Origin of the sequence: Streptomyces sp. H27-D2, assembly GCF_035828615.1 — a bacterium.
Taxonomy (GTDB): Bacteria; Actinomycetota; Actinomycetes; order Streptomycetales; family Streptomycetaceae; genus Streptomyces.
The window spans coordinates 23,777-33,899 of record NZ_JAYMZR010000084.1 but is presented as its reverse complement, the minus strand read 5'-3'; the positions used below and the strand labels follow the sequence as shown (position 1 = coordinate 33,899).

Genomic DNA, 10,123 nt, shown 5'->3' with positions numbered 1-10,123 from the left:
ACCCGGTAGCGCGCCCCCGACGCCGAGGCGTGGCCGGGCAGCCCGCAGCCCCTCGGGGCGCGCTACCGGGTCGGTCCCGACGGGGTGGCGGGCTGCAACTTCGCGCTGTGGGCGGGCGGCGCGGAAGCCGTCGAGGTGTGCCTGTTCGACGCGGACGGCACGGAGACCCGCTGCCCGCTGCCCGAGCTGACGCACGAGATCTGGCACGGCTTCCTCCCCGGCGTCCAGCCGGGCCAGCGCTACGGCTACCGCGTGCACGGCCGCTGGGACCCCTGGTCGGGCGCGCGCTGGAATCCGGCGAAGCTGCTGCTGGACCCGTACGCCCGCGCGGTGGACGGCGACTTCACGCTGCCGCCCGAGGTCTACGGGCACGTACGGGACTGGCCGCAGCAGCACGTCGCGGACACCGTGCGCGACGACCGGGACTCCGCGCCGTACGTCCCCAAGGGCGTGGTGGTGCACGACGACACCCCCGGCGACGAGTGGGCCGACGACTACCGGCCCAAGACGCCCTGGCCGGATTCGGTCATCTACGAACTGCATGTGCGCGGCTTCACGATGCGCCACCCCGATATCCCGGAGCGGCTGCGCGGCACCTACGCCGGACTCGCCCACCCGGCCGCGATCGCGCACCTCACCCGGCTCGGCGTGACCGCCGTGGAGCTGCTGCCGGTGCACCAGTTCGCGCACGAGGACCATCTGCTCCGGCGCGGCCTGCGCAACTACTGGGGCTACAACTCCATCGGCTACTTCGCGCCGCACGCCGGCTACTCGGCCTCCGGCACCCGGGGCGAGCAGGTCGGCGAGTTCAAGACGATGGTGCGGGCGCTGCACGCGGCCGGCATCGAGGTCATCCTCGACGTCGTCTACAACCACACGGCGGAGGCGAGCGAGATGGGCCCCACCCTCTCGCTGCGCGGCATCGACAACCGCGGCTACTACCGGCAGGCCCAGGACCCGCGCCGCTACACCGACTACACGGGCTGCGGGAACACCCTCGACGTGGTGCGGCCCCAGGTGCTGCGGCTGATCACCGACTCGCTGCGCTATTGGGTGACCGAGATGGGCGTCGACGGCTTCCGCTTCGACCTGGCCTCCGCGCTGGCCCGCTCGCTGCACGACGTCGACATGCTCTCCCCGTTCCTCGCCGTCATCGCCCAGGACCCGGTGCTGCGCCGGGTGAAGCTCATCGCGGAGCCGTGGGACGTGGGCTCCGGCGGCTACCAGGTCGGCTCCTTCCCGCCGCTGTGGACCGAGTGGAACGACCGCTACCGGGACGCCGTACGGGACTTCTGGCGCGGCGCGCTGCCGGACGTACGGGACCTGGGCTACCGGCTCTCCGGCTCCAGCGACCTCTACGCGTGGGGCGGCAGACGCCCGTACGCCTCCGTCAACTTCATCACCGCGCACGACGGCTTCACGCTGCGCGACCTGGTGACGTACGAGAACAAGCACAACGCGGCCAACGGGGAGGGCAACCGGGACGGCACCCACGACAACCGGGCGTGGAACTGCGGCACGGAGGGCGAGAGCGACGACCCGCAGATCACCGCCCTGCGCCGCCGCCAGCTGCGCAACATGCTCACCACCCTGCTGCTGTCGACCGGGGTGCCGATGCTGGTCGCGGGCGATGAGCTGGGGCGTACCCAGGGCGGCAACAACAACGCGTACTGCCAGGACAACGAGATCAGCTGGGTGGACTGGTCGCTGCTGGAGGACCCGGCCTGGCGCGGGACCGCCGAGCTGACCGCCCGGCTGCTCGCGCTGCGCGGGGCGCACCCGGTGCTGCGCCGCAAGGCGTTCTTCTCCGGCCGGCGGCAGGGGCCGGACGGGCTGCGCGATCTCGCCTGGTTCACCGCGGAGGGCGCCGAGATGACCGAACGGGACTGGTACGCGCCCGCCGCGACGCTGGGCATGTTCCTCTCCGGCCGCGACATCCCGCAGCGCGATCCGCAGGGCGGGCCGGTCGTGGACGACAGCTTCCTGGCCATCCTGCACGCCGCGCACCGCCCCGCCTCCTTCAGGCTGCCCGGCCCGCCGTGGGCCCACGCCTACGAACTCCTCGTCGACACCGGCCGCGAGGACCAGGCCGAGGCCCCGGCGACCCGGCACCAAGGGGGCGGCCTGATCACCGTGCCCGCCCGGTCCGTGCTGTTGCTACGCGCGGCGAACGGGGAGTGAGGGCGGGCGCGCGGCGCGGGGTGAGCGCGGGGCGCGGGAGGCGGATGGCGGGGCGCTCGTGCGCCGTCCCGGCACGGGGGCGGTCCCGGAAAACCGGATGAGCGATGTCAGTGACCGACCGTAGGCTCGCTTCCGATGGTTGAGACAGCGGAGGTACCGGAAGCGAAGCCGGAGGGGCGCTCGGCCGTGCGGTCGCTGCGGCGCCTGTGGCCGTACGTACTGCCCGTGCGGGGGCGGATGTTCGCGGCGGCGTTGGTGGCCGTCACCGCGTCCTGCGTGGGCCTGGTCATCCCGCTCGTCCTCAAGTGGATGGTGGACGGCCCGGTCTCGCACCGCGAGCCGTCCGGGGTGTGGCTGGGCGGCGCGCTGCTGCTGGCCCTCGGGGTCGTCGAGGCGGTGCTGTTCGGGCTGCGGCGCCGGCTGGTCGCGCGTCCGCTCGCCGGGGTGGAAGCCGCGATGCGCGAGGACCTCTACCGGCATCTGCAACGGCTGCCAGTCTCCTTCCACGACCGCTGGTCGTCCGGCCAGTTGCTCTCTCGCGGCACCACCGACCTGCAACTGCTGCGCCAGTTCCTCGCCTTCCCGTTGACGTTCCTCCTGGTCAACGGCGCGACCATCGTGGTGGGCGTCATCATCCTGCTGATCCAGCAGTGGTCGCTGGGGCTGGTGCTGCTGGGTCCGCTGCTGCCGCTGATCATCTTGTGCGCGGCCTTCGAGGCGCGCTACTCGATCGCCGCCCGCAGGGCGCAGGACCAGGTGGGCGACCTGACGACGGTCGTCGAGGAGGCCGTGCTCGGCATCCGGATCATCAAGGGCTTCGGCAGACACCGCAGCCAGGCCCGCGCCTTCCGCGACCGGTCCCGCGAGCTGCGCGGCACCGAACTGCACAAGGCGCGGCTGCTGGCCGGCATCTGGGCCGTCATCACGACCCTCCCGGAGCTGGCGATCAGCGCCGCCCTGGTGCTCGGCACGGTCCAGGTCGCCGACGGGGAGCTGTCGGCAGGCACCCTCGTCGCCTTCCTGTCCACGGCGCTCGCGCTGCGGTGGCCGGTGGAGTCGATCGGATTCCTGCTCGCGATGAGCAATGAGGCGGCGACGGCGGCGGACCGGTTCTTCGAGGTGATGGACGAACCGGAGGAGACGGACTCACCCGGTGCCTTCTCCGCCGCCGGTGCCGTCCCGTCGCCCGCCGCCTCGTCCCCCGCCGCCTCGTCTCCCGCCGGCGTCCCGTCCCCATCTCCTGCTCCGTCCGACGCCGCGTTCGACAGGCCCGGCTCCGCAGGCCGCCCGGCCTCCGCCCATCCCCCGGACGCCGGCTCCGGACTGCGCTTCCACGGCGTCGAGTTCCGCTACCACGACGCCCCCGCCGACGCCCCCGCCACCCTGCGCGGCATCGATCTGCACATCCGCACCGGCGAGACGATGGCGCTGGTCGGCGCGACCGGCAGCGGCAAGACCACGCTCACCACCCTGATTCCGCGCCTCCACGAGGCGACCCGCGGCCGGATCACCCTGGACGGCACGGACATCGCCACGCTCCCCCGCGAGCGGCTGCGCGAACTGGTGGCAGTCGCCTTCGAGGAGCCCACGCTGTTCTCAGCGACCGCGGGCGAGAACGTCCTCATGGGCTTGGAACAGGCGCGGTCGCAACAGCCGGAACAGAGGCGGCAGGACGAGTTGGCACGGGCCCTTGAGGTGGCTCAGGCCGCCGAGTTCGTGGCCGCCCTGCCGCACGGCGCGCACACCCAGGTCGGCGAGCAGGGGCTGAGCCTGTCCGGCGGGCAACGCCAGCGGCTCGCGCTGGCGCGGGCCGTGGTCGGCAGCCCGCGCTTCCTGGTGCTCGACGACCCGCTGTCCGCACTGGACGTGCACACCGAGGCACTGGTCGAGGCGGCCCTGCGCCAGGTGCTGGCCACCACCACCGCCCTGGTGGTGGCGCACCGCCCGTCCACGGTCCTGCTCGCCGACCGGGTCGCGCTGCTGTCCGACGGGCGGATCACCGCCGTCGGCACCCACCACGAACTGCTGCGCGACAGCGCGGAGTACGCCCGGCTGATGTCCGGAGCGACCACTGCCGAGGGAGGCGACGCACGATGACCACCACCATCCCCGGCCGACCCGGCGCGGAGGGCAACGACGGCGGCGACGACGGCACTCCCCCGCAGGGGCGAGCGCGGGAGCCCGGCCAGTCGCCCACCTGGCCCGCCGACCCGGCCGCGCCCACCTCCCCCTCCGACCCCACCGACCCCTTCGACCGGGACGACCTCCCCTCGGCCGGCGGCGCGACCCGCCGGCTGCTGTCCTCCCTGCTGCGCCCGCACCGCCCCCGCCTCTGGTTCGCGACCGTGGTCCTGCTGCTGCAACAGTCCGCCGTGCAGGCCGGGCCGCTGCTCGTCGCGTACGCCATCGACCGTGCCGTACCGGCGCTGCGCGCCCACGACTACGGCCCGCTGTGGGCCGTCGCCATCGGCTACGCCTGCTGCGCGGTGGCCGCCGGAGCGCTGCAGTTCGTCTTCGTACGGGGCGCCGCCCAGGTCAGCCAGGACGCGCTGCTGGACCTGCGGGGCCGGATCTTCCGGCACGCCCAGGCGCTCAGCGTCGACTTCCACGAGCGCTACACCTCGGGCCGGCTGATCTCCCGCGCCACCACCGACGTCGAGTCGCTGCGCGAACTGCTGGAGGACGGGCTCCAGGAGCTGATCGGCGTCCTGCTGTCGATGGTCTACATCTCGGTGACGCTGCTCTGGCTGGACTGGGGCCTGGGCGCCGCCGCCGTCGTCTCCTTCGGCCCGCTGTATCTCCTCGTACGGTCCTTCCGGCAGCGCTCGATGCGCCTGCACCGCCGGAAGTCCTCCGCGATCGCCGCCGTCATCGTGAAGTTCGCCGAGACGATGAACGGCATCCGTCCGGTACGGGCGTTCCGCCGCGAGCGCGTCAACGACGAGGCGTTCGGCAGGCTCAACGGGCAGCACGCGCGGGTCAACGGCGACGTGACACTGGAGATGGCGCGCTATGTGCTGCTGTCCCGGCTGGTCGCCAACACCGCGGTCGCCGCGATCGTGATGTGGGGCGCGTACCGCGTCGCGTCCGGCGGCCTGGCGCTCGGCGTGCTGGCGGCGGCGGTGCTGTATCTGCGGCGGCTGTACGACCCGATCGACCGGCTCGGGATGTTCCTCAACTCCTACCAGTCCGCCGCCGCCTCGCTGGAGAAGATCGCGGGGCTGCTCGCCCAGCGCCCGACCGTCCCCGAGCCGGCCGACCCGCGCCCGCTGCCCGCCCTCGCCTCCGAGCAGCCGGGCCGCGAAGTCGTCTTCGAGGAGGTGCGCTTCGCGTACCGCACCGGCGGCGAGGTGCTGCCGCGCTTGCGCCTCACCCTCCCCGCCGGACAGACCGTCGCCGTCGTCGGCTCGACCGGCGCGGGCAAGTCCACGGTCGCCAAACTCCTCGCGCGCTTCTACGACCCGACGGACGGCCGGGTCCTGCTCGACGGCGTGGACCTGCGCGAACTCTCCACCGCCGAGCTGCGCCGGGGCATCGTCATGGTCACGCAGGAGGCCTTCCTCTTCTCCGGCACCGTCGCCGAGAACATCGCGATCGGCAGCCCCGACGCCACCCGCGAGGAGATCGAGCGGGCCACCCGGGCGATCGGCGCGCACGAGTTCATCACCGCGCTGCCGGACGGCTACGACACGGACGTGCGCAAGCGGGGCAGCCGGATTTCCGCCGGCCAGCGTCAGTTGGTGGCCTTCGCCCGCGCGCTGCTCGCCGACCCGGCCGTCCTCATCCTGGACGAGGCGACCTCCTCGCTCGACATCCCGGGCGAACGGGCGGTCCAGCACGCCATGCACACGGTGCTGCACGGCCGCACCGCCGTGGTCATCGCGCACCGCCTCTCGACGGTGGAGATCGCCGACCGGGTGCTGGTGATGGCGGACGGACGCGTCGTCGAGGACGGCGCGCCCGTCGAGTTGATCACGGACCGCGGGCGCTTCGCCGACCTCCACCGGGAGTGGCGGGACAGCCTGGTCTGATACCCGGACACGTTGCGGCGGCGGCCACCGGGTCCCGGCTCGTGCGGTGCGGCTGCTGTTTCCGGCTCGCGGCCGGTATTTCCGGCTCACGGCTGCTGCTTCCGGCTCATCGTGACGTGTCCGCGTCGCATCGGCAGGCGGCTCGGGTAGTGTTGCCGTCGCAAGTAGCGAAGCTACCGAGGAGGTGGGACCCATTACCGCTGTATCAGGCTGGGTGCTCTCATCTCGCGGCCATGCGGTCCACTTGACGTAGCCGACCGGGAGGGCGCCCTTCGGTATCCCGGAAGGCTTCCATGTCGGTTTCTCCATCCCCGCTGCCCACGTCCGCCATCGTCACCAGGCTTCGCGCCGCCGGCTGTGTCTTCGCCGAGGACGAGGCGCGGCTGCTCACCTCCACCGCGCGGACCCCCGCCCAGCTCACCGCCATGGCCGACCGGCGCGCCGTCGGGCTGCCCCTCGAACACGTCCTGGGCTGGGCGGAGTTCTGCGGTCTGCGGGTGGCCGTCGACCCCGGAGTGTTCGTCCCCCGCCGCCGTACCGAGTTCCTCGTCCGGCAGGCCGCGACCCTCGCCCGCCGGGCCGCCGCCACCGTCCGTCGGACGGGCCGGACCGGTCGGCCCGGTCAGCCCGACCGGCCCGAACACAGCACACCCCAGCCACACCGCCCCCTCGTCGTCGACCTGTGCTGCGGCTCCGGCGCGGTGGGCGCCGCGCTGAGCGCGGCCCTGGAACGGGTCGAGTTGCACGCCGTGGACATCGATCCCGCCGCGGTGCGGTGCGCCCGCCGCAACGTCGTCACCGCGGGCGGCCGGGTGTACGAGGGCGACCTCTACGCGCCGCTGCCCGCGACCCTGCGGGGCCGCGTCGACGTGCTGGTCGCCAACGCGCCCTACGTACCCACCGAGGCGATAGGGCTGCTGCCGCCCGAAGCCCGCGTCCATGAGGCGCGGGTGGCGCTCGACGGCGGTGCGGACGGGCTCGACGTGCAGCGGCGGGTGGCCGCCGCCGCGCCGCGGTGGCTCGCGCCCGGCGGCCACCTACTGGTCGAGACGAGCGAGCGCCAAGCGGCGCGGACCGCCGAGGTCTTCGCCCGCAACGGGCTGATCCCGCGCGTGGTCGAGTCCGAGGAGCTGTACGCCACGGTCGGCATCGGCACCCGGCCCGCGTCCGGGAACGGGGGAGCCGCCTCCGAGTGACCCCGCCCCACCCGGCTCGGCTCGGGGCCGGCGCGGCGAGCGCCCGTGGCCCCGAGCCGGGCCGGATCACCCGACCGCCCGTATGACGACCCTCCGTATGACGACCGTCCGTTGGCGACCCTCCGTATGACGACCGTCCGTATTACGGAAGGGCACTGACGCGCAACGGACACTTTCCGGTCAATGTACCGAGGCACTCCTGACACGCTCTCGTCTTCAATGGCAGTCTTCCCCCCGTCCGTCGCGAACTGACGCACCAGTCGCGGCAGTTCCCAGCGGACACCCGCCCCACGCCCCCACGGCGCCCCCCCCCACACGCCCCACTTGTTCTGCCTGGACCGGCATGACCCGCCGTCCGGTACCGACTGTCCGCGCCACCCGCGGTCACCGCAGAGGGAGTTCGCGTGAGAAGCACCACCCACCGCCGCGCCATAGCCACCGGCGCACTCGTCGCAGCGTCAGCCATGCTCGCCGTAGGCGTGCAGACCGGCACCGCCAGCGCCCAGCCCGACGACTCCGGGCAGGGTGCCAAGGCGTCCGCCAAGTCGAAGCCCGATCCCGGCGCGCTGCCGGCCAAACTCTCCCCCTCACAGCGGGCCGAACTGCTGCGGGAGGCCAACGCGACGAAGGCGGACACCGCCGACTCCCTCGGCCTCGGCGCCAAGGAGAAGCTCGTCGTCCGCGATGTGATCAAGAACGCCGACGGCACCACGCACACCCGCTACGAGCGGACCTACGGAGGTCTGCCGGTCATCGGCGGCGACCTCGTCGTCCACGAGGCCAAGAGCGGTGCCTACCTCGGCGCTTCGAAGGCGACCAAGAAGAAGATCAAGGTCGCCGGCACCACGGCCGAGGTGGCCGCGGGCACCGCCAAGTCGAACGCTCTCAAGGCGGCCAAGGCGGAGGGCGCGAAGAAGACCGTCGCGTCCAAGGCCCCGCGCAAGGTGATCTGGGCCGGCAAGGGCCTCTCGGTGCTGGCCTGGGAGACCGTCGTCGGCGGCCTCCAGAAGGACGGCACACCGAGCGAGCTGCACGTCGTCAACGACGCGCGCTCCGGCAAGGTCCTCACGCGGTTCCAGGGCGTCAAGGGCGGCACCGGCGAGAGCCAGTACAGCGGCCAGGTCAACCTGGGCACCACGCAGACCGGTGACACCTGGTCCCTCACGGACTACGGGCGGGGCGACCACAAGACGTACGACCTCAATCACGGCGGCGCCGGCACCGGCACGCTGTTCACCGACCCCGACGACCTCTGGGGCGACGGCACCCCCGCCAACGCGCAGACCGCGGGCGTGGACGCGGCCTACGGGGCCGGGCTGACCTGGGACTACTACAAGAACATCCACGGTCGCACCGGCATCAAGGGCGACGGCGTCGGCGCGTACTCCCGTGTCCACTACGGCAACAACTACGTCAACGCCTTCTGGTCGGACGACTGCTTCTGCATGACGTACGGCGACGGCGAGGGCGACGCCAAGCCGCTCACCTCGATCGACGTCGCGGCTCACGAGATGACGCACGGCGTCACCGCGGCCACCGCCAACCTCATCTACGCGGGTGAGTCCGGCGGCCTGAACGAGGCGACCTCCGACATCTTCGCGGCGGCAGTCGAGTTCAACGCCGACAACGCGCAGGACGTCGGCGACTACATGGTCGGCGAGAAGATCGACATCAACGGCGACGGCACGCCGCTGCGTTACATGGACGAGCCGAGCAAGGACGGCGGGTCCAAGGACTACTGGTACGACGGCGTCGGCAATGTGGACGTGCACTACTCGTCCGGCATCGCCAACCACTTCTTCTACCTGCTGTCCGAGGGCAGCGGCGCGAAGGTGATCAACGGCGTCTCGTACAACAGCCCGACGCAGGGCAACCTGTTGGTCAAGGGCATCGGCCGGGCCAACGCCGAGCAGGTGTGGTTCAAGGCGCTCACCGAGCAGATGACGTCCACGACCGACTTCGCGGACGCCCGCCGGGCGACGCTGACCGCCGCCGCCGAGCTGTTCGGGCAGAACAGCCCCAGCTACGTCGAGGTGGCCAACGCCTGGGCCGGGGTGAACGTCGGCCGTCCGATCGTGGACGGCGTGGACATCATCGCGCCGGGCGACCAGCTCGCCTCCAAGAACACCGCCGCCAGCCTGCAGATCCAGGCCGCCAGCAGTAACCCGGGCGGACTGGACTACCGGGCCACCGGGCTGCCGGAGGGGCTGCGGATCAACGCCTACACCGGTCTGATCTCCGGTACCCCCAAGAAGGAGCAGACGTCCGCGGTGAAGGTCACCGTCAAGGACGTCAAGGGCAAGAGCGCCAGCACCGAGTTCAAGTGGACCGTCGGCCCGGCGCTCACCGGCAAGTTCTTCGAGAACACCACCCCGGTCGCCATTCCGGACGCGGGCGGCGCGGCGATCACCTCGCCGGTCACCGTCGAGGGCGTCGAGGGCAGCGCGCCGACCGCGCTCAAGGTCGGCGTGGACATCACCCACACCTACCGCGGTGACCTGGCGATCGACCTGATCGCCCCGGACGGGACCGTCTACCCGCTCAAGGCCTCCTCCGCCGACCCGGCGCCGAACGTCAAGGAGACCTACTCCGTCAACGCCGTCTCCGAGGCCGCGAAGGGCACCTGGCAGCTCCGGGTCAAGGACGAGGGCCCGCTGGACATCGGCACGCTGAACAACTGGCGGCTGACCTTCTGACCGATCCGACCCACCGTTC

General features: G+C 72.3%; 4 protein-coding genes and 1 pseudogene. All 5 read left to right on the top strand.

All coding sequences use genetic code 11. From position 1 onward, the window contains the following. Positions 1-12: 12 nt before the first annotated feature. Positions 13-2,181, top strand: a pseudogene (glgX, locus tag QMK28_RS26390) (glycogen debranching protein GlgX); the annotation flags it as partial. A 135-nt stretch (positions 2,182-2,316) separates the two neighbouring features. Next, positions 2,317-4,278, top strand: coding sequence for an ABC transporter ATP-binding protein (locus QMK28_RS26385; RefSeq protein WP_326442092.1), 1,962 nt, complete (start codon positions 2,317-2,319; stop codon positions 4,276-4,278). Then, complete coding sequence (locus QMK28_RS26380) at positions 4,275-6,212, top strand: ABC transporter ATP-binding protein (RefSeq protein ID WP_326442091.1); 1,938 nt, start codon at positions 4,275-4,277, stop codon at positions 6,210-6,212. Before QMK28_RS26385 ends, QMK28_RS26380 begins: the two co-directional genes overlap by 4 nt. A 293-nt stretch (positions 6,213-6,505) precedes the next feature. Beyond that, on the top strand, positions 6,506-7,408 hold the full coding sequence (locus QMK28_RS26375) for a putative protein N(5)-glutamine methyltransferase (protein WP_326442090.1): 903 nt from the start codon (positions 6,506-6,508) through the stop codon (positions 7,406-7,408). A 404-nt stretch (positions 7,409-7,812) separates the two neighbouring features. Beyond that, complete coding sequence (locus QMK28_RS26370; RefSeq protein ID WP_326442089.1) at positions 7,813-10,104, top strand: M4 family metallopeptidase; 2,292 nt, start codon at positions 7,813-7,815, stop codon at positions 10,102-10,104. The last annotated feature ends 19 nt before the right edge of the window (positions 10,105-10,123 follow it).

Excerpts from the sequence above, each read along its gene's own strand:
- QMK28_RS26385 (WP_326442092.1), top strand. The coding sequence starts at position 2,317 with ATGGTTGAGACAGCGGAGGTACCGGAAGCGAAGCCGGAGGGGCGCTCG.
- QMK28_RS26380 (WP_326442091.1), top strand. The coding sequence starts at position 4,275 with ATGACCACCACCATCCCCGGCCGACCCGGCGCGGAGGGCAACGACGGC.
- QMK28_RS26375 (WP_326442090.1), top strand. The coding sequence starts at position 6,506 with ATGTCGGTTTCTCCATCCCCGCTGCCCACGTCCGCCATCGTCACCAGG.